This window comes from Sulfitobacter sp. EE-36 (genome assembly GCF_000152605.1).
In the GTDB taxonomy this organism is placed as follows: domain Bacteria; phylum Pseudomonadota; class Alphaproteobacteria; order Rhodobacterales; family Rhodobacteraceae; genus Sulfitobacter; species Sulfitobacter pontiacus.
In genome coordinates this window covers 256639-274083 of sequence record NZ_CH959310.1, presented here as the reverse complement: position 1 = coordinate 274083, position 17445 = coordinate 256639, and the positions used below count along the sequence as shown (strand labels likewise).

General features: G+C 63.0%; 19 protein-coding genes. 11 read left to right on the top strand and 8 right to left on the bottom strand.

Annotated elements, in window-relative coordinates; translation table 11 throughout:
- Positions 1–111: 111 nt before the first annotated feature.
- Genes EE36_RS03885 through EE36_RS03870 form a run of 4 tightly spaced genes read right to left on the bottom strand, consistent with a single transcriptional unit; the run spans position 112 to position 2541 of the window.
- Complete coding sequence (locus EE36_RS03885) at positions 112–648, bottom strand: hypothetical protein (RefSeq protein ID WP_005849665.1); 537 nt, start codon at positions 646–648, stop codon at positions 112–114.
- On the bottom strand, positions 645–1160 hold the full coding sequence (locus EE36_RS03880) for a hypothetical protein (RefSeq protein ID WP_005849663.1): 516 nt from the start codon (positions 1158–1160) through the stop codon (positions 645–647). Before EE36_RS03880 ends, EE36_RS03885 begins: the two co-directional genes overlap by 4 nt.
- Positions 1157–1597: a hypothetical protein gene (locus EE36_RS03875; protein WP_005849661.1), complete on the bottom strand. Its 441-nt coding sequence runs from the start codon at positions 1595–1597 to the stop codon at positions 1157–1159. The genes EE36_RS03880 and EE36_RS03875 overlap by 4 nt, the downstream gene beginning before the upstream one ends.
- Complete coding sequence (locus EE36_RS03870; protein WP_005849658.1) at positions 1594–2541, bottom strand: aspartate carbamoyltransferase catalytic subunit; 948 nt, start codon at positions 2539–2541, stop codon at positions 1594–1596. The genes EE36_RS03875 and EE36_RS03870 overlap by 4 nt, the downstream gene beginning before the upstream one ends.
- Positions 2542–2697: 156 nt before the next feature.
- On the opposite strand from EE36_RS03870, the gene EE36_RS03865 reads away from it, so the two are divergent.
- From EE36_RS03865 to EE36_RS03845, 5 genes are all read left to right on the top strand, one after another.
- Positions 2698–3471 carry a uracil-DNA glycosylase family protein gene (locus tag EE36_RS03865; RefSeq protein ID WP_005849657.1) on the top strand — a complete coding sequence of 258 codons (774 nt, stop codon included), beginning with the start codon at positions 2698–2700 and terminating at the stop codon, positions 3469–3471.
- Positions 3464–4072, top strand: a complete 609-nt coding sequence (locus tag EE36_RS03860) for a LysE family translocator (protein ID WP_005849655.1) — start codon at positions 3464–3466, stop codon at positions 4070–4072. Before EE36_RS03865 ends, EE36_RS03860 begins: the two co-directional genes overlap by 8 nt.
- Positions 4069–4611 (top strand): molybdenum cofactor biosynthesis protein B, encoded by a 543-nt coding sequence (gene moaB / locus EE36_RS03855; protein ID WP_005849653.1) that lies wholly within the window; start codon positions 4069–4071, stop codon positions 4609–4611. The genes EE36_RS03860 and moaB overlap by 4 nt, the downstream gene beginning before the upstream one ends.
- A 142-nt stretch (positions 4612–4753) precedes the next feature.
- A complete protein-coding gene (locus EE36_RS03850; protein WP_005849651.1) occupies positions 4754–6214 on the top strand; it encodes an efflux RND transporter periplasmic adaptor subunit in 1461 nt (486 codons plus the stop codon).
- 4 nt (positions 6215–6218) lie between these two features.
- Positions 6219–9620 carry an efflux RND transporter permease subunit gene (locus EE36_RS03845; protein WP_005849649.1) on the top strand — a complete coding sequence of 1134 codons (3402 nt, stop codon included), beginning with the start codon at positions 6219–6221 and terminating at the stop codon, positions 9618–9620.
- Here the strand turns inward: EE36_RS03845 and EE36_RS03840 are convergent, their stop codons facing one another.
- Complete coding sequence (locus EE36_RS03840; RefSeq protein ID WP_235602558.1) at positions 9621–10418, bottom strand: protein-disulfide reductase DsbD domain-containing protein; 798 nt, start codon at positions 10416–10418, stop codon at positions 9621–9623.
- A 135-nt stretch (positions 10419–10553) separates the two neighbouring features.
- Between EE36_RS03840 and EE36_RS03835 the strand changes: the two genes are divergently transcribed.
- Positions 10554–11108: a YqgE/AlgH family protein gene (locus tag EE36_RS03835; protein ID WP_039912157.1), complete on the top strand. Its 555-nt coding sequence runs from the start codon at positions 10554–10556 to the stop codon at positions 11106–11108.
- 27 nt (positions 11109–11135) lie between these two features.
- Here the strand turns inward: EE36_RS03835 and EE36_RS03830 are convergent, their stop codons facing one another.
- Entirely contained in the window at positions 11136–12080 is a 945-nt protein-coding gene (locus EE36_RS03830) for an L-threonylcarbamoyladenylate synthase (RefSeq protein WP_005849643.1), read from the bottom strand.
- A 152-nt stretch (positions 12081–12232) separates the two neighbouring features.
- Between EE36_RS03830 and EE36_RS03825 the strand changes: the two genes are divergently transcribed.
- The 5 genes from EE36_RS03825 (at position 12233) to EE36_RS03805 (ending at position 16344) form a co-directional block, all read left to right on the top strand.
- Positions 12233–13948, top strand: a complete 1716-nt coding sequence (locus EE36_RS03825) for an acyl-CoA dehydrogenase (RefSeq protein ID WP_005849641.1) — start codon at positions 12233–12235, stop codon at positions 13946–13948.
- Positions 13948–14997: an MBL fold metallo-hydrolase gene (locus tag EE36_RS03820; protein ID WP_005849639.1), complete on the top strand. Its 1050-nt coding sequence runs from the start codon at positions 13948–13950 to the stop codon at positions 14995–14997. The genes EE36_RS03825 and EE36_RS03820 overlap by 1 nt, the downstream gene beginning before the upstream one ends.
- A 3-nt stretch (positions 14998–15000) precedes the next feature.
- A complete protein-coding gene (locus EE36_RS03815) occupies positions 15001–15486 on the top strand; it encodes a DUF6173 family protein (RefSeq protein ID WP_005849637.1) in 486 nt (161 codons plus the stop codon).
- An 89-nt stretch (positions 15487–15575) separates the two neighbouring features.
- On the top strand, positions 15576–15710 hold the full coding sequence (locus EE36_RS03810; protein WP_005849635.1) for an aa3-type cytochrome c oxidase subunit IV: 135 nt from the start codon (positions 15576–15578) through the stop codon (positions 15708–15710).
- Between the two features lie 31 nt (positions 15711–15741).
- On the top strand, positions 15742–16344 hold the full coding sequence (locus EE36_RS03805) for a hypothetical protein (protein WP_005849634.1): 603 nt from the start codon (positions 15742–15744) through the stop codon (positions 16342–16344).
- Here EE36_RS03805 and EE36_RS03800 read toward each other — a convergent pair.
- Positions 16333–16665: an AzlD domain-containing protein gene (locus EE36_RS03800; RefSeq protein WP_005849632.1), complete on the bottom strand. Its 333-nt coding sequence runs from the start codon at positions 16663–16665 to the stop codon at positions 16333–16335. The genes EE36_RS03805 and EE36_RS03800 overlap by 12 nt on opposite strands.
- Positions 16665–17399: an AzlC family ABC transporter permease gene (locus tag EE36_RS03795; RefSeq protein WP_005849629.1), complete on the bottom strand. Its 735-nt coding sequence runs from the start codon at positions 17397–17399 to the stop codon at positions 16665–16667. Before EE36_RS03795 ends, EE36_RS03800 begins: the two co-directional genes overlap by 1 nt.
- Positions 17400–17445 lie beyond the last annotated feature (46 nt).

The window sequence follows — 17445 nt, the reverse complement described above, 5'->3', positions numbered from 1 at the left end:
GTCAGAAAGGTCAGGACCCGATCCACACCATCATGCCCGCCACGCCAAAGGCGACAAGCAGGGCAATCATGGCGATACGGCCGGACATCTTGGGATCGGGTTTGGGTTCTTTCACAGCAGCCACCATAGAATAAGACCGATCAGCACGATCACCGCTAAAAGCACGATCATACCGCCGGCACCGCCCTTGGGCGGGGATTTCGGGGTCATATCCGCGGCACCGGTGTAGGGCTGTGCAGAGTCAGCCTCAAGCGGGGTGACGGACATATCGGGCTGCGCCTCGCCATAGGTGCCGATCATCGTCAGTTCGGGGCCAAGGTCCAGCGTCGCTTCCTGCCCGTCAAAGGCCGAGGAGAACAGCAGCAATACATAGCCGTCCAGCGCATCCAGTCGCACGCGGTCGCGGCTGATCTGTTCACGCGGCACCGCATAGCCATCACCCAAATAGGAGGCGAGACCTATGCCGGTCAGATCAGATACGGGGAACAGTTCGGCCGCGCCTTCGGGCATAGGGCGGCCCAGCAGATCAGCAATCAACGCCTCTTTGCTGTCGTTGCGCAGGTCGCGGGCCAATTCGTCAATCGGGCGGTTCACGGCAAACAGGCGGATCTGGCCGATCTCGCCCTTGGGGATTTCGAGTTGTGTCATCGTGTTGCACCTTTGTACGGGGTTACCATCAATGCACTTAATCTGTCGCTGTCTTCGACATATTCAAATCCTAGATGCGCAGCGCGTGCCGGATTGCCCGGCTGTTCATGCCGGATAAAGAAAACCGACGGCGGGCTGGTCGGGCGCAGATCGGGTTTCGTCTCGGCGCTGCGGGGGAAAGCCTTGGCACGGGTGCCGTCGCGGGTCAGTTTGAAAAACAGGGCGCGGTGGTTGGTCAGCGCATAGCGGGTGCGGCGCAGGTCGGTCAGGCGTTTCATTCCGCGCAGCAACGACAGCGCCACCAGCGCGACGATCACCGCCACCACGACCGATTGCGACACGGGCAGGGTGTTGCCCCGCAGCACAAATGCCCCCGCGACCACGGTGCCAATGGCCCCGACAAAGGGGCCGAACAGCTGAAAATTGCGCAGCGACAGCTTGGGGCGGGGGCGGCCTGTCCAGAGCAGCTCTTCTTCGGGTTCAAGCAGGTCTTGCCAAAAACGATCGCTCATGATGCAGCCTCTATCGCTTGGGCAAGGCGGGTCTTGGTCTCTGCCCGGTTCGGCACCAGCGGCAAGGTGATCCGCTGGCCGTCAGGCAGGCCAAGGCTGATCGACCACAAGGACAGTTTCCCGATTGACCGGATGTCGGTCAACGGCAGGACCAGCGGCTCTGCTGTATCGGGGGCGTTGATGTAAAGCGCACGGTTGGTCAGCCGCCAGACGGTATTGCGGTTGCTGTACCAGATCTGGAATTCCTCAAACACCCACATGTAGAACACCGCAATCAGGACCGAGGCCAGCAGCCAGGTGATCGGGTCCAGCCAGATGAGCAAGGGCAGCGTGAACAACATGGTCAGCACCGCCAGCGCCACGCACCGCCAAACGAACGCCCGCGGCGAGATACGCCAGTGTAGCAGGTCCTGTTCTTCGGGCGGGGCTGCGGTCATGCGGTGGCCTTGCGGCTGTCGATAAGGTTGCGCGCCAGCAGGTCCATCGCGGCCATGCGCACGGCGACGCCCATCTCTACCTGATCCTGAATGACGCTGCGGTTGATGTCATCGGCAAGCGTTCCGTCGATCTCTACCCCGCGGTTCATCGGGCCGGGGTGCATCACGATGGCATCGGGCTTGGCATGGGCCAGTTTTTCGGCGTCCAGCCCATATCTGTGATAATACTCGCGTTCGCTGGGGATAAAGCCGCCATCCATGCGTTCTTTTTGCAAGCGGAGCATCATCACAACATCAACGTCTTTCAGCCCTTCTTCCATGTCATCGAAGACTTCGACGCCGAATTCACCGATTTGCGCGGGCATCAGCGTCGGCGGCGCGATAAGGCGGATGCGGTTCTCCATCTTGCCAAGCAGCATGATGTTGGACCGTGCCACGCGACTATGGGCAATGTCGCCGCAGATGGCGATGGACAGGCGATGCAAGCGGCCCTTGGCGCGGCGGATCGTCAGCGCGTCCAGCAGTGCTTGCGTAGGGTGTTCATGCCGCCCGTCGCCCGCATTGAGCACGGCGCAGTTCACCTTCTGTGCCAGTAGATCAACGGCACCGGATTGTGGATGGCGGACCACCAGCAGATCGGGGTGCATGGCGTTCAGCGTCATCGCCGTATCAATCAGGGTTTCACCCTTTTTGATCGAGGACGCCTGCATCGCCATATTCATCACATCCGCCCCCAACCGCTTGCCCGCGATCTCGAAGCTCGCCTGCGTCCGGGTGGAGTTTTCGAAGAACATATTGATCTGTGTCAGCCCGCTCAGCGCGTCGCTGTGTTTATGGGGCTGGCGGTTCAGATCGGCATAGCTGTCGGCCAGATCAAGCAGGGTGGTGATGTCGTCCTGGGACAGGTGTTCAATGCCCAGAAGATGGCGGTGTGCGAAACTCATGACGGGGGACCCCACGTTATTTTTGGCGTTATAGGCGGCGGCGCAGGGCGGGGCAAGTCGTCGGGCGGGGGCATCCGGCCGTGTGGGCCGCGTTGGATTTAAGACCATTTGGAAGTTGGCATTTTTATTGCCGACACCAGCGCGTAAGTTGGGCGCATGGAATCAGTGGATTATCATCAGGCGCTTGCGCTTTTGCATTGGCAGATCGAACTTGGCGCGACCGAGGCGATTTGCGATGCGCCGGTGAACCGCTACGAGGTGCCCGCCGCGGTCGAGAAGCCGAAGGCGCAAAAGGGCAAGAGCGGACCGGTGCCTTTGGCTGCCCAAGGGCCGGACGTGGTGGCAGAGGCGACACAGGCCGCGGCTGGGGCTGCGACGCTGGATGAATTGCGTGCCGCCATGGCCGCCTTCGAGCATTGCGAGCTGAAACGCGGCGCGCGCAAAATGGTTTTCTCGGACGGGACGCCGGGGGCACGGGTGATGATCGTGGGCGAGGCACCGGGACGGGACGAAGACCGCGAGGGCCGGCCCTTTGTCGGGCGTGCCGGCGTGTTGCTGGACAAGATGCTCGCGGCCATCGACATGGGGCGCCATCACCAGACGTCGCCTGTCTATATCACCAATGTCTTGCCCTGGCGGCCGCCGCAGAACCGCGATCCGAAGCCGGATGAAATCGCGATGATGAAGCCATTTCTGGCGCGGCATATCGCTTTGGCCAAGCCCGAGGTATTGGTCATCGTTGGCAATTGGTCCGCGCAGGCGTTGCTGGGCAAACGCGGCATCACCCGCTTGCGCGGTCAATGGACGCAAGCCGAGGGGTTGCCCGCATTGCCCATGTTCCACCCCGCCTATCTGCTGCGCAGCCCCGAGTTCAAACGCGAGGCCTGGGCCGATTTACTCTCACTGAAGGCGAAATTGACGCATGGTTGATCCCCTCACATTGCTGGCCTTTGTGCCCGCCGCCCTGGCGCTGAACCTGACACCGGGCGCGGATATGATGTTTTGTCTGGGGCAGGGCATGCGCTTTGGTCCGCGCGCCTCGGTTGCGGCAAGTGCGGGGGTCGCCCTTGGCGGTATGGTGCATGTGACCTTGGCGGGGCTTGGTCTTGGTGCGGTGGTGGCGGCCCTGCCGTGGGCCTTTGACGTGATCCGCTGGATCGGGGTTGGCTATCTTTTGTGGCTGGCCGTGCAGACCTGGCGTAGCAGCGGGGCGGCCGCAAATCCCGTACCCGCCCCGAAATCCGCGTTTCGCAGCGGTTTGATCGTGAACCTGACGAACCCCAAGGTGATCCTTTTCGTGCTGGCCTTTGTCCCGCAGTTCGTCGTGCCAGAAGCGGGGCCGGTTTTGCTGCAGTTTCTGATGCTGGGGTCGGTGCTGTCGCTTGGCGGTTTGATTATCAACGCCTTGGTTGGTGTGTTTGCCAGTGGCCTGGGCCGCCGGATGGTGGGGGGCGGGCAGGCGCTACGCTGGATCAGCAGCGGTATTTTCGTGGCCCTCGCCGCACGCCTTGCAGTATTGGAGCGGACATGAGCCGGATTGACGAGACGATTGATTTTATCCCCGTGCGCATCGCGGTGCTGACGGTATCCGATACCCGCGGTTTGGCCGAAGACAGGTCAGGCGATGTCTTGGTCGCGCGCATCGCCGAAGCGGGGCATTTCCTCGCGGCACGCAGCATCATCCGAGATGAGCGGGGCGAGATTGCCGACCAGTTGCGCGACTGGTGTGCCGACCCTGAGATTGACGTGGTGATCAGCACAGGGGGGACAGGGCTGACGGGGCGCGACGTTACCGTCGAGGCACATCGCGATGTCTACGAGAAAGAGATCGACGCCTTCGGCACCGTGTTCACGATCGTATCCATGCAGAAGATCGGCACCTCGGCGGTGCAAAGCCGGGCCACCGCTGGCGTCGCCCAGGGGACGTATCTCTTCGCGCTGCCCGGGTCTCCGGGGGCGTGCAAGGATGCGTGGGACGAGATTTTGATCAAGCAGCTCGACTACCGGCACAAGCCCTGCAACTTCGTTGAGATCATGCCGCGTCTGGATGAACACCAGCGCCGGAAATAACAGCTGCGGCGACGAATTTGATCCAATTCCCCCGCCCTGCTTTGCGATGCGCCTGATAAGCCGTGCGTGGCTGTCACAACTGTGATTTTGTTCTGCAGGCCTGCGGGGTAAGCTGGCATGGACGAAATAGGATCGGGGCAAGATGCGTTTTCTACGGCAAAGCATGATCGGGTTGTTTCTGGCAGCGGCGACATTGGGGTTTCTGGTGCTTGCGGCGGACCTCATTGGCGGGGCGGTTCAGCAGCGTCTGACCGACACGCCGCCCGAGCGCGCCCCGCGTGAGCGGGTATTCTCGGTCAATGTGGTGCGTGCGCAGTCTGGGACCGAAGTGCCGATCCTGCAAAGTTTTGGCGCGGTGCAAAGCCGCCGCACGCTAGAGCTGCGTGCGGCCGTGGGCGGGCGCGTGGTCGAGCTGGCACCGGAATTCGAAGAGGGCGGGCAGGTCACAGCGGGTCAGGTTCTGGTGCGCCTTGACCGTTCGGACGCTTTGGCCGAGGTCGCGCGGGCGCAAAGTGCCGTACGCGATGCAGAGGCAGAGGGGCGCGATGCGGACCGCGCTTTGGCATTGGGACTGGACGAGCTTGCCGCCGCCGAAGAGCAGGCCGCGCTGCGCACCCGCGCGTTTGACCGCCAGCGTGATCTGGGCGAACGCGGTGTCGGCACCGCGACGGCGACAGAAACGGCGGAGCTTGCTGCCTCAAGCGCACGACAGGCCGTTCTTGCGCGTCGACAGGTGGTGACCCAGACAGAAGCGCGCGTGGATAACGCGGTGCGCTTGTTGTCCAACGCTCAAATCGCGTTGGAGGATGCGCAGCGCGCGTTAAAGGAAACCACGATCACCGCGCCGTTCGATGGGGCGCTGAGCGAAACCTCGGTCGTCGAGGGGCGCTTGGTCTCTGCGAACGAGAGGCTGGCAGAGCTGATCGCGCCGGATGATCTTGAGATTTCCTTCCGCATCTCGACCGCGCAATACGCGCGGCTGCTGGATGCGCAGGGCCGGTTGATCAAGGCAGAGGTCACCGCGCGCCTTGATGTCGCGGGCGTGGACCTTGAGGCCCGCGGCCAGATCACCCGCGCGGGGGCCGCTGCGGGCGAGGGGGCCAGCGGGCGTCTGATCTTTGCCTCGTTGACGCAGGCACCGGGGTTCAAACCGGGGGATTTCGCGACGGTACATGTGCGTGAACCTGCGCTGGACGATGTGATCCGCCTGCCGAGTTCGGCCCTTGATGCCACGGGAGCGGTCTTGGTGCTGGATGCGGAGAACCGATTGGAAAGCATTCAGGTCTCTGTTCTGCGCCGCGTGGGCGACGACGTGTTGGTCCGTGGTCCGGTCGAAGGTCGCGACGTGGTCGAGGCGCGGTCGCCCCTGCTGGGGGCCGGTATCGCGGTAAAGCCGTTGCGTCCGGGGGCGGATGAGACCGCGCAGGGAGATGTCCCCAGCATGATCGCCCTGACAGACGAGCGTCGCGCAAAGCTTGTGGCCTTTATCGAGGGGAACAGCCGCATGCCCCAAGAGGCGAAGGCGCGCGTGCTGGCGCAGCTGGCCGAGCCGCAGGTGCCGGCGCGCATGATCGAACGCCTTGAAAGCCGAATGGGAGGCTAGGGAGATGGCGCGCAGCATGTCCGGTCGTGCAGGGGGGATCCTGTCGTATTTCACCCGTCACCGGACGGCAGCCAACCTGCTGCTTGTGGTGCTGCTGGTCTGCGGGGCGGCCGCTGCGCCGAATATGCGGGCGCAGTTCTTTCCTGATGTGATCATCGACAGTGTGTCGGTCACTACCGTTTGGGAGGGGGCGGGGGCCGACGATGTGGACAGTGCCATCGTGCAGGTGCTTGAACCGGTCTTGCTGGCGGTCGAAGGGGTCGAAAGCTCCACCGCTGCCTCGCGCGAGGGCAGCGGGACCGTCTCGCTTGAGTTCGAGCCCAATTGGGACATGGCCCGCGCCGCGACGGATGTGCAAACGGCGGTGGATTCGGTTACCACACTGCCAGAAGATGCCGAAGATCCGGTGGTCCGGCGTGGTATCTGGCGCGACCGTGTGACCGATGTGGTGATCACCGGCCCGATCAGCGCGGAACAGCTGGGGCGTTTCGCGGATGAATTCGTCACGCGGCTGTTCGCGGCGGGTGTGACGCGCAGCACCATTCAGGGGGTCGCGGCACCGCAAACCCTGATCGAGGTGCCGTCGACCAGACTGATCCGTCACGACATCACCATGGCCGAAATCGCCGCCGTGATCGCGGCCGAGGTGGACGCCAATCCCGCCGGTGATGTGACAGGTGCCAACGCGCGCGTGCGTACCGGCACCGCGAAGCGTAGCGCGGATGCCCTGTCTCGCGTCGTGTTGCGCAGCAATGCGGACGGGTCGTCATTGCTGGTCGGGGATGTGGCGCGGGTGATCGAGCAGGGCTCCGACCGCGAGGTAGGGTATTTCGTGGGGGATGATCCCGCGATCTCTGTGCGTATTGACCGCTCTGACGGGGGGGATGCCATCGGTATCCAGCATAGCGTCGAAAGCGTCGCGGCGGATATGTCTGTGATGCTGCCCAGGGGCGTGACGATAGAGCTGATCCGCACGCGGGCCGAGGCGATCACCGGGCGGTTGGACCTGCTGATTGATAACGGGCTGATGGGGCTCGCACTGGTGGTGGGGTTGCTGTTCCTCTTTCTTAATGCGCGCACGGCCTTTTGGGTGGCCGCGGGCATACCTGCATCGATGGCCGCGGCGATTGCGCTGATGTATGCGGGGGGGATCACGATCAATATGATCTCTTTGTTCGGGTTGATCATCACGCTTGGCATTGTGGTTGATGATGCGATCGTTGTGGGCGAACACGCGGACTATCGCCACAAGGAGCTGGGCGAGCCCCCCATGCAAGCGGCAGAGAATGCGGCGCGGCGGATGGCGATGCCGGTCTTTGCCGCAACGATGACGACGATCATTGCTTTTTTCGGTCTGCTTGCCGTGGGCGGGCGCTTTGGCAGTCTGATCGGCGATATCCCCCTCACAGTGATTGCCGTGCTGGCCGCGTCACTGGTTGAATGTTTTCTGATCCTACCGAACCATATGGCCCATGCGATGGCAGCAGGGGCCAAGCAACGGTGGTATGACCTGCCCAGCCGAGTGGTCAATCGCGGGTTTCTCTGGGTGCGCGAACGGCTGTTCCGCCCCTTCATGGCGGGGGTGATCCGCGCGCGCTATGTGGTGCTTGCCGGTGTGGTCGCTGTGCTGGCCTCGCAGGTGGCGCTGTTCATCCAGGGTGACGTGCAATGGCGGTTCTTCAATGCGCCTGAACGCGGGTCGGTGACCGGGAATTTTGCCATGGCCGAAGGGGCCACCCGCGCCGATACGCTGGCGATGATGCGCGAAATGCAACGCGCGACAGAAGCGCTGGGCGCGCAATACGCCGAGGAATACGGCACCAACCCCATCGACTATGTGATCGCGCAGGTCGGGGGCAATGCGGGGCGCGGTCTGGACGGGGCCGACAGCAAGGACGCCGATCTGCTGGGCGGCATCTCGATCGAGCTGATCGACGCCGACCTGCGCCCCTATTCCAGCTTCGCCTTTGTCGCTGAACTGCAAGACGCGGTGGTAAATCATCCCCTTGCCGAAACCGTCAGCTTTCGCGGCTGGCGGTCGGGTCCCGGGGGGGACGCGCTGGATGTGCAGTTCTACGGCGCTGACACGCAGGTGTTGAAAGCCGCATCGCAGGATCTGCAAGATGCCCTGCGGCAATATCCCGAAGTCAGCGCGGTGCAGGATAATCTGGCCTATGACAAGGAAGAGTTGATCCTTGATCTGACGCCGCAGGGCCAGGCGCTTGGGTTCACGATTGATACCTTGGGGCGGGTACTGCGCCACCGTCTGGGCGGGATCGAGGCGGCGACCTATCCCGACGGCCCACGATCGGCGACAATCCGGGTTGAACTGCCCGAGGGAGAGCTCACCGCGGATTTCCTTGAACGGACACAGATGCGCACGCCGGACGGGCAATATGTGCCGCTGGCCGATATCGTCAGCGTGGACCGACGCACCGGCTTCAGCACGGTGCGTCGCGAGAATGGCATCCGTCTGATTTCGGTCACGGGCGACATATCAGAGGATGACCCCGCCCGCGCGAGCGAGATCACGACGGCCCTGCGCGAGGATATCCTGCCGCGCATCGCCTCTGAACGGCAGGTGGATTTCCGCATCGGCGGGTTGAGCGAGCAGGAAGGTACGTTTCTATCGGATGCGCTGACTGGCCTGATCCTTGTGCTGACGGGCATCTACCTTGTTCTCGCCTGGGTTTTTGGCAGTTGGACGCGGCCCATGGTGGTGATGGCGGTGATCCCCTTTGGTCTGGTCGGCACAATCTACGGGCACGCCCTGTGGGAGGTGCCGCTGAGCATGTTCACGGTCGTGGGCCTGTTGGGGATGACAGGGATCATTATCAACGATTCCATTGTTCTGGTGGGCACGATTGACGAATACGGCGCCACCCGTGGAGTGATCCCATCGATCATCGATGGCGCGGCGGACCGGTTGCGGCCGGTGATGCTGACCACGCTGACAACCGTCCTTGGCATGGCGCCGCTGCTCTATGAGCAAAGCCAGCAGGCGCAGTTCCTGAAGCCCACGGTGATCACGCTGGTCTATGGTTTGGGTTTTGGCATGTTTCTGGTGTTGCTGGTCGTGCCTGCGCTGGTCGCGGCGCAGCATGATATCGGTCGCCAGATCCGGGCGATGCGTCGGGCCATGCGGGCACGGGCAGGGGGTCTGCGCCTCGGCATTCTGGCGCTTTGGGTGCTGGTGGTGCTGTGGGGCGGGGCCACGCTGGGGTGGGTTGCGGTGACAGGCGGCTTGCATCCCGCGCTGGTCGAGCTACTGCCTGAGCTCGGAGCGATGGCCCCGCGCAGCGCGGCGCTGCTGCTGTTCCTGGTCGGGGCGGCTTTGATCGCGCTGGTGGGCTATATCGTCGGCGCGGTGGCGTTGCTGCTGTCGCGTCGCAAACGGGCCGTGTGATCAGCCCGCGTTGCATCCCACAATATCGACGGCCTGCTTGCTGCCCAATACCGTCATGCGGATATGCGACCGGTTCAGTGCCACGGGGCCGCCGCTGACGTGGCCCACGTCCACCCGCGCATGCAGGACGTTGCCCTTGCGGGTGGTATCTGCCTCGCTGACCCAAAGATCTGGGTTGCCGGTTTCGATCACCACCAGCTCTTGCCCGCCCGCGGGGGGGAGGGTGATCGCGGCGTCCAGGGTCAGGTCCGCGCCTGCCATACCGATGGTGCAGGTCACGTCTTTCACACGGGCCTCTTTCGCCGAAAACGGGCGCTGCGCCAATGAGGCGGCAATCGCTGGATCGGCGCGGGTTGTGGTGGTGTCGATCACGCCGCTCAGCTCAAGCGAGGCGGGCACGCAGATGTCGCTGCACACGCCCAGATCAATGGTGGTCTGGACCGTGACGGGGGCCCCTTTGTCGGGCACGCTGATCCGCAGCGGCAACACGACCTGATCCTTATACCCGATGGTGGTCAGATTGGGTTCGCGGAACACCGTGGGCGCAGGCCATTCCACGGCCACCGCCGACAGGTTGCGCGAGCCGGACCAGTCGAAGCTGGGCGGGATACCCATGTCACCGGGTGCGCGCCAGTAGGTCTTCCAGCCCGGCTCCACCGTCATGCGGATCGCGGCCATGCGGTTGCCATCGGGCAGCACCCAGCCTTGCAGTATTTCCCCGTGGATCACTTCCATTGCAGAAGCGGGCAGCGGGGCGATAAGGGCAGCGGCCATCAGGCCAAGAATTTTTCTGGTCATGGCGCTTTCATGGGCCATCTGCCCCCCGTTTGCCAAGTCACGTTTGCATTATGATGTGTTGCAGTCGCGGGGGTTGAAAGCCGCAGGGGCGCAGGTCATGCTATTGGAATGACGCATAAGGACGACAGCATGAAAATGGATCTGACCGGCCAGCTTTTGGTGGCGATGCCCGGCATGGGGGATCCTCGGTTCGATCATTCGGTGATCTTTATCTGCTCGCATGATGACGAAGGCGCGATGGGGTTGATCGTCAATAAACCCGCCGCTGATCTGAAGCTTGGCGATGTGCTTGACCGGCTCAGCGATGTGGATATGGACGATGTGTCCGGTCTTGGGGTGCATGTGGGTGGCCCCGTCGAGACAGAGCGCGGCTTTGTCCTGCACAGCGCCGAATACCGGTCCGTGATGCAGACGACAGATATCGCGGACGGGGTGGCGATGACCGCGACGCTGGACATCCTTGAAGACATCGCCCGCGGCAAGGGGCCGCGTCGGGCGATGTTGATGCTGGGCTATGCCGGTTGGGCCGCGGGTCAGCTAGAGGCTGAGATTGCCCAGAACGGCTGGCTGACCTGCCAAGGCGATAGCGCTATCCTGTTCGACCTGCCCGATGCGCGCAAATGGGAAGCGGCGCTGACCTCTATCGGGGTGGACCCTCTGGGGCTCAGCGCGACAGCAGGGCGCGCCTGACTTGCGAGGATCGGCGGGGCAAAAGCCCTAACGCGGTGCCGCCGCACGGCGCAATCGGTCATTGATGGCACGGCCCAGACCGGTTTCGGGGATCGGGGCCACGGCAATCGGTTTTCTCAGCCGGTCAAGCGCGTGCAGCCGGTCGAACAAATGCGCTGCCGCTTCCACCAGATCGCCACTGGCCGATAGGGTCAGGTCATCCGGCCCGCTCCCGCTTGCCGCGCCAAAGCCTAGGTAAACCTCTCCACCCGTCGCTGCTTGGGCGTTCAGACGCACGCTGGCATGGGGTGCGTAGTGAGAGGCGAGCTGACCGGGGGCGATAATCTCTGCCCCGTCGGCCACATCTAGCGGTGCGCCAAGAGCTGCCTCTATCGCCTCGGACGGCAGCCCGCCTGCGCGCAGCAACGTGGGGCGGGGCTGGTTCAGACCGATGATGGTGCTTTCCAGACCCACGGTGCAGGGGCCGTCATCAACCACAGCGGCGATCCGCCCCCCCAGCCCCGACAGAACATGTTGCGCCGTCGTTGCGCTGATCTTGCCCGAGGGGTTGGCCGAGGGTGCCGCCACCGGACCGCCAAGCGCACGCAGAATGGCGCGGGCCGTGGGGTGCGCAGGCACGCGGATGCCGACGCTGTCCAGCCCCGCCGTCACCAGCGACGATAGCCCGTGCCCGTCGGCCAGAGGCAGCACGAGTGTCATCGGACCGGGCCAGAAGGCGCTTGCCAAAATCTCGGCGGTGTCGGACCAGCGCCCGTAGCGCCGTGCTTGGTCCACATCGGCGACATGGATGATCAGCGGGTTGAAGCTGGGCCGCCCCTTGGCCTCGTAGATGCCCGCCACCGCCGTCCCGTTGCGCGCATCCGCCCCCAGACCATAGACCGTTTCAGTCGGTAGCGCGACCAATGCGCCTTGCTGCAGCAGGGTTGCGGCGCGGGAAATGCCGGAAGGGTCGGCTGGAAGAATCTCGGTCATTGGCTTCTCTCACGGGGGATGACGCCGCGTTTTGGGTTGCGGTGTGCAGGCTTGAGCGACATTCTCGCCGCAACAGCCCGGAGTATCGCCTTGGGCTTATCAGGTCGCTGTTCGGTTTGCCAAGCAGACGAACGCGTTAATGGAGGAAAACTATGCCCTATCGCGCCCCTGTCGAAGATTTTGCCTTTCTGTTTGATCATGTCGTAGGGCTGGACGCTGTGCGTCAGACCGAACGCTTCGAGGACGCCAGCGAAGACGTCACCCGCGCGATCCTCGAAGAGGCGGGCAAGATGACTAATGACGTTCTGGCCCCGCTGCAACGCGCCGGCGACCAGACCCCCGCCAAGCTTGAAAACGGCGTCGTGCGCACCTCGCCCGGTTTTGCCGACGGGTTCAAGGCCGTGGCCGAAGGCGGCTGGATCGGCATGTCCGCCGACCCCGAATTCGGCGGCATGGGCCTGCCCATGACCCTGACGACTGCCGTCAACGAAATGATGAGCGGCGCCTGCCTGTCCCTGCAACTTGCCCCCTTGATGAGCCAAGGCCAGATCGAAGCGCTTGAGCATCACGCCAGCGACGCGATCAAGGAGCTGTACCTGCCCAAGCTGATCAGCGGCGAATGGACCGGCACGATGAACCTGACCGAACCGCAAGCGGGGTCGGACGTGGGGGCACTGGCGACCAAGGCCGAAGACAATGGTGATGGCACCTATGCGATCTCGGGTCAGAAGGTCTATATCACCTGGGGCGACAATGACTTTGGCGGCAACATCTGCCACCTTGTCCTGGCGCGTCTGCCCGGTGCGCCTGCGGGCACCAAAGGCATCAGCCTGTTCCTCGTGCCGAAATACCTGCCCAATGACGACGGCAGCCTTGGCAATGCCAATAGCCTCAAGGTGGTGAGCCTTGAGCACAAGTTGGGGATTCACGGGTCTCCGACATGCGTGATGCAATACGACAAGGCGACCGGCTGGCTGGTCGGGCCCGAGCAAGGCGGCATGGCGGCGATGTTCACGATGATGAACAACGCGCGGCTTGGCGTTGGCGGGCAGGGCATCGGCATCGCCGAAGCGGCCTATCAGCACGCGCTGGCCTATGCGCTGGACCGTAAACAGGGCAAGACATCGCGCCCTGACGGCACCGGTACCATCGTGGACCACGCCGATGTGCGCCGCATGCTGATGACGATGAAGGCCGAAACCTTTGCCGCCCGCGCCATCGCGCTGTGCTGTGCCAAGGCCATCGACATGACAAACGCCACCGGTCAGGCCGAGTGGAAAGCCCGCGCGGCCTTCCTCACCCCGATCGCCAAGGCGTTTGGCACCGACACGGGCATGGCCGTCGCTGAAATGGGCGTTCAGGTCCACGGTGGCATGGGCTTTATCGAAGAAACCGGTGCCGCGCAGTACAGCCGCGACGTGCGTGTGACCGCCATTTACGAAGGCACCAATGGCATTCAGGCGATGGATCTGGTCGCGCGCAAGATGATGGACGGGGGCGAGGCCGCGAACCGTTTGCTGGACGAGATCGAGGCAGACGCCGAAGCCGCCCGCGACGTTTTTCCGAATATGACGGACGCCCTGTGGCAAGCCTCGGAAACCCTGCGCGAGGCGACCGACTGGCTGACCGAGCAATCGAACATGGACACGCGCTTTGCCGGAGCGGTGCCATACCTGCGGGCCTTTGCACGGGTGCTTGGCGCGCATATGCACCTCAAGGCGGCGCTGGCCGATAAGGGCGGGCCGCGCGAAAAGCTGGCGCGCTTCTACATCCTGCGTCTGTTGCCGGAGCACGTCGGCCTGTTGGCCCATGCCCAAGCGGGCGAGGCTGATCTTTTCGCGCTTTCCGCTGACGAACTGGCCGCCTGATGCCTGATACCGCACCAACCGGATTACGTTTCCCCTGGGAGACGCCGCCCGCCCATGATGCGGCGATAGAGGTCGCCCCCGGCGTGCTTTGGCTGCGTCTGCCGCTGCCGATGAAGCTGGATCACGTCAACGTCTATGCCTTTGACGAAGGCGACAGCTGGACGATCATCGACACGGGGTTTGCGTCGAAAAAGTCCAAGGCGCTGTGGACGGACCTGATCGCGGGGCCCTTGGGCGGCAAGCCGGTGTCGCGGGTGATCGTGACCCACCACCACCCCGATCACATCGGGTTGGCGGGCTGGTTCCAGACCGAACACGGGGCAGAGCTGGTGACGACGCGCACCGCGTGGTTGACCGCGCGGATGCTGACCCTGGACCCGCAAGAGGCACCGCCAGCCGAGACGCTGGCGTTCTACAAACTGTCGGGGATGGATGCCGCGCTGTACGAGAAACGCGCCTCCGAGCGGCCATTCAACTTTGCCGACATCGTCTCGCCTCTGCCGCTTGGCTTTACGCGGATCAAACAGGGCGACGAGATCACCATCGGGGGGCGCGTGTTTGACGTGCATATGGGCAATGGGCACGCCCCCGAACACGCCACCTTCTGGAGCCGTGATGACAATTTGGTGATTGCAGGGGATCAGATCCTGTCGTCCATCAGCCCTAACGTCGGGGTCTATGCCACCGAACCCATGGCCGACCCCATTGGCGAATGGATCGAGGCCTGTGACCGTCTGTCATTGCTGGCGCGCGAGGATCATCTGGTGCTTGGCGGGCACAAGCTGCCCTTCACCGGTCTGCCCACCCGCATGCGCCAGTTGATAGAGAATCACCACAGCGCCCTGCGCCGTCTGGAAAAGGCGATTGCAGAGCCGAAATCGGCGTCTGAATGTTTCTCGACCCTGTTCAAGCGCAACATCGGCGAAGGCGAATACGGTCTGGCGCTGGTTGAAGCGGTCGCCCATCTCAGCCATCTTTACCAAACGGGCCGTGCCACACGCAGCTTGCGGGCGCTGGACGGGGCTTGGGTGTATCAATCAAAGGGCTGACCGATGGATAACGAGATCAAGACAGCGGCCGAGGCGATCGAGGCCGACGCGCTGCCGCGCCTCTACGAGGTGCATTCGGACCCCGACAGACGCAATGCCTCTGACCAGCCGGTGCCAAAGGGGATGACCCAAAAGCCCGCCGCGCAGAAATCACCGGCGCAATGGGCCTACGAGCGGGTCGTGCTTTACCTTAGAAATTTCGAAGAGCAGCTGGATGGCGATCACGAGGTCGCGATGGGGTTCGCAGGCGGTGACGCCGGTGTGCTGCGGATCGAGGGTATGGGCTATTTCGACCCGGACATCGTGACCTTTTACGGCAAGGACAACGCGGGGGCACGGATGCAGCTGGTGCAGCATGTCACCCAGTTGAATGTCGCCCTGCGTGCGCTGCCCAAAGCGGTGCAGGAAGCCCCCGCGAATCGTATCGGTTTCCGCTTGGCGCAGGACCTTGAGACGCAAGAGCCGGCACAGACAGGCGAAAACACCTGATCCCGCGCATTTTGATGCCGTGACATAGGCAGATGAATACAGTATTCCCCAGTTCAAATCATACGCACGTTAAGACAAGGATCGCGCAAATGGCCAAACATGAACACGGCTCGATGGACACCAGCACGCACGAGAAGACTTTTGACAGCTTCATGAACTTCGTCAAATGGTCGTGCATCGTGATTATTGCCATTCTGGTCTTTATGGCGATCTTCGCGCGCTAAGGCGGGCAAACCTAACCGACAGGATATTTCTATGCGTGTTTGGATGGCTTTGGCCTGCGTCGGGCTGCTTGCGGCCTGTGCGAATGATACCGGGATTGATAACACACCGGCAGAAGTCGCGGCGGCCGCCTATGTGGCACCGGGGCCGCGATCCATCACGTTGATGACAATGATCAACAACCGCACCGGCAGCGGCGGCCATACGGCGCTGGTGGTCAATGGCTCGCAGCAGGTGATCTTTGACCCCGCTGGTTCCTTCCGCGATCCGCGCGTGATCGAACGCGGCGACGTGCTTTACGGTATGACGCCCAAGTGGATTCAAGGCTACAAATCCTCGCACGCACGCAGCACCTACCATGTTGTCAGTCAGGAAATTCAGGTGACGGACGCGCAGGCGGAACAGATCTTGCAGCTTGTGATGTCGAACGGCACGGTAGCAGGGGCGTTCTGCGCCAATGCGACCTCGGGCATTCTGTCGCAGGTCCAAGGGTTCGAAAGCATCTCCAAGACCTTCTATCCGGCCAAGCTCAGCGAACAGTTCGCCAGCTTGCCCGGTGTCACGACGACAAAATACTACGAGAATGACGAAGGCGATGTGATCGACGCGGTGCAGGCGTCGCTTCTAGCCCAGTAACCAAAGCAGACTGTAAAGCGTTGCTGCACCGCTGATGATGGCGAGCAGCACGTTTTTGGTGATCACCCCGATTGTCAGTGCCGCAGCTGCTGCCGCCATGCGCGGCAGGTCAAGCTGCCCGTCCGTGGCTGCGGGCCAGATCACCTGCGGAGCCACCAGCGCGGGCAGGATCGCCACCGCCGTATAGCGCAGGTGCCGCAGCAGCCATGCGGGCATCTCGCGGTCGCCAACCAATCCGGTAAAGACAAAGCGCAGCCCGAAGCTGCCAAGGCCAAGGGCGATGATCACGAACCAAAGTGTGCCGGTGTTGATATGATCCATTATACCGCGTCCTGTTCAGGGTGTTGGGGCTGGCGCCGTTCCAGCCAAAGCTCTGTCTGCGCACCGGCCATCATTCCCGCAAGCCCCGCGATGATCAGCCCCAGCGAATAGGGCACACCCGCCGTCAGCAGCCCCGCGACAGAGGCGACCAGCGCCGCGACCACATGGGCCGGCGTGCGGAACATTGGCGCGATCATGGCCAGAAAGGTGATCGGCAGCGCAAAGTCCAGCGCCCAGCTTTCGGGGATCTGCGCGCCCACCATCGCCCCCACCAGCGTGAACAAATACCACAGCGGCACAATCGGGGTCACACAGCCAAAGAAATACGCCATCCGCTGCGGAATCGTCATATCGGGCTGTTTCTCGTACTGCGCCATCGCGCAGACATAGGATTGATCGACCGTCAGATAGGCCGCCAGCGCGCGCTGCCACAGCGGGGCGGAGCCGATGTAAGGGGTCAGCGACGCGGAATACATCGCCATCCGCAGGTTCACCGCCAGCGCAGAGGCCAGCACGATCGCCGTCGGGGCATGTTCCTGCATCAGTTGCAACGCGGTGAACTGTGCTGCCCCCGCAATGACCACAACCGAAAAGGCGAGCGTTTCAAATACGTTCAATCCCGCCTCGGTGGCGAGGATGCCAAACAGCGACGCAAAGGGGATGATCACCAGAACAAAGGGTGCGGCGTCGGCAAGACCTTTTCGAAAGGCCGATTTCGTGGTGGTGATGGCCATGCGTTCCCCCTAGATTGCCGGGACATGCTTAACTGCCGCTTTGGGG

Coding starts and splice junctions, on each gene's coding strand:
- EE36_RS03885 (WP_005849665.1), bottom strand. CDS start 648: ATGACACAACTCGAAATCCCCAAGGGCGAGATCGGCCAGATCCGCCTG.
- EE36_RS03880 (WP_005849663.1), bottom strand. CDS start 1,160: ATGAGCGATCGTTTTTGGCAAGACCTGCTTGAACCCGAAGAAGAGCTG.
- EE36_RS03875 (WP_005849661.1), bottom strand. CDS start 1,597: ATGACCGCAGCCCCGCCCGAAGAACAGGACCTGCTACACTGGCGTATC.
- EE36_RS03870 (WP_005849658.1), bottom strand. CDS start 2,541: ATGAGTTTCGCACACCGCCATCTTCTGGGCATTGAACACCTGTCCCAG.
- EE36_RS03865 (WP_005849657.1), top strand. CDS start 2,698: ATGGAATCAGTGGATTATCATCAGGCGCTTGCGCTTTTGCATTGGCAG.
- EE36_RS03860 (WP_005849655.1), top strand. CDS start 3,464: ATGGTTGATCCCCTCACATTGCTGGCCTTTGTGCCCGCCGCCCTGGCG.
- moaB (WP_005849653.1), top strand. CDS start 4,069: ATGAGCCGGATTGACGAGACGATTGATTTTATCCCCGTGCGCATCGCG.
- EE36_RS03850 (WP_005849651.1), top strand. CDS start 4,754: ATGCGTTTTCTACGGCAAAGCATGATCGGGTTGTTTCTGGCAGCGGCG.
- EE36_RS03845 (WP_005849649.1), top strand. CDS start 6,219: ATGGCGCGCAGCATGTCCGGTCGTGCAGGGGGGATCCTGTCGTATTTC.
- EE36_RS03840 (WP_235602558.1), bottom strand. CDS start 10,418: ATGACCAGAAAAATTCTTGGCCTGATGGCCGCTGCCCTTATCGCCCCG.
- EE36_RS03835 (WP_039912157.1), top strand. CDS start 10,554: ATGGATCTGACCGGCCAGCTTTTGGTGGCGATGCCCGGCATGGGGGAT.
- EE36_RS03830 (WP_005849643.1), bottom strand. CDS start 12,080: ATGACCGAGATTCTTCCAGCCGACCCTTCCGGCATTTCCCGCGCCGCA.
- EE36_RS03825 (WP_005849641.1), top strand. CDS start 12,233: ATGCCCTATCGCGCCCCTGTCGAAGATTTTGCCTTTCTGTTTGATCAT.
- EE36_RS03820 (WP_005849639.1), top strand. CDS start 13,948: ATGCCTGATACCGCACCAACCGGATTACGTTTCCCCTGGGAGACGCCG.
- EE36_RS03815 (WP_005849637.1), top strand. CDS start 15,001: ATGGATAACGAGATCAAGACAGCGGCCGAGGCGATCGAGGCCGACGCG.
- EE36_RS03810 (WP_005849635.1), top strand. CDS start 15,576: ATGGCCAAACATGAACACGGCTCGATGGACACCAGCACGCACGAGAAG.
- EE36_RS03805 (WP_005849634.1), top strand. CDS start 15,742: ATGCGTGTTTGGATGGCTTTGGCCTGCGTCGGGCTGCTTGCGGCCTGT.
- EE36_RS03800 (WP_005849632.1), bottom strand. CDS start 16,665: ATGGATCATATCAACACCGGCACACTTTGGTTCGTGATCATCGCCCTT.
- EE36_RS03795 (WP_005849629.1), bottom strand. CDS start 17,399: ATGGCCATCACCACCACGAAATCGGCCTTTCGAAAAGGTCTTGCCGAC.